General features: G+C 62.0%; 1 protein-coding gene and 1 pseudogene. Both read left to right on the top strand.

The features are described from left to right. Window positions 1-426, top strand: a 426-nt coding sequence (locus AAAB16_RS21325) for a hypothetical protein (RefSeq protein ID WP_340665133.1), incomplete at its 5' end; no start/stop codon positions are given. A 303-nt stretch (window positions 427-729) separates the two neighbouring features. Further along, a pseudogene (locus AAAB16_RS21320) lies at window positions 730-1,026 on the top strand (coniferyl-aldehyde dehydrogenase); the annotation flags it as partial.

Genomic DNA, 1,026 nt, shown 5'->3' with positions numbered 1-1,026 from the left:
GTGCGAATATTGGTGATGCGCCTGCGCGGCAGTGCAGTCGGTTGGGACGGCCAGCGTTTCAGTGGCTTGCAGCGGCCGGTCCTTTATCTGCGCGGGATCGGGGTATTGGGCGATTACTTCGCTCGCTCCGGCCTGGCGAGCGACAGTTCCCCACGGAATATCAACTCGTTGGGGCTGATGCTGCTGCGCAACCGCAGCAACGTGGCGGTTGACCTGGAGTGGCGTGTCAAGCGCTTGGTGCAGGATGAGCCGTTTCGCTCCCACATCGAAATACTGCCCAAGCCGCTATTCATCATGCCCTGTTACCTGGGACTTAGCCCTGCCATGCAGGCCGCGCAGTCGAAATTTGTGGCGCAGCTGTGGCGTGATACTGCCTTGGCGTACCTGCGCATAGTGGCCGAGATGAAGCCCAGCGGAGTTCCTTGAGTGTTGTTCCGGGAACATCCTCGGCGGCAAGTAGCGCTGTGGCGTGAGGCCGTGGATGTCCCCAGGTGCAGTCGGCAGAGTTGGATCAGCAGTGTTCGGGCACCTCGGCACTCCATCAGTCACCCCGAGTGTGGGGTTGCAAGCTGCAAACCGGGCAAGGACAAGAGGTTGAGGTGCAATGCAATAGTTTTGGGGTGCGCGGCTATTTGAGGGGCGTCAGCCCGGCCATAGGCTTGCTCATCGCAACGATGCCGTCCGAATCCGGGTGGATGTTGACAGTCTTCAGACGAGAGGAACCGAGGCATGATCCAGGAGACGGCCACCCAGCGCGTGGCACGCCTGTTCGAAACCCAGCGCGAGGCGTTCCGCACCCAGCCGCATACCTCGCTGGCCGAGCGCAAGGCCAAGCTGCGTGCGCTACGCACCCAGTTACGGCGGTATCAGGACGCCATAGTCGCGGCCATGAGCGCCGACTTCGGCCACCGTTCCGCGGTCGATACCAAGTTCCTCGACCTGATGGGCTGCATCCTGCACATCAACCACAGCCTCAGCCACATGGGGCAGTGGATGAAGCCGAGCAACCGTGCCACGGAGCTGCTG

The sequence above is a fragment of the Pseudomonas sp. genome (assembly GCF_037994325.1).
In the GTDB taxonomy this organism is placed as follows: Bacteria; Pseudomonadota; Gammaproteobacteria; order Pseudomonadales; family Pseudomonadaceae; genus Aquipseudomonas.
The sequence above is the reverse complement of the archived record's forward strand: the minus strand, read 5'-3'. Positions and strand labels throughout refer to the sequence as shown.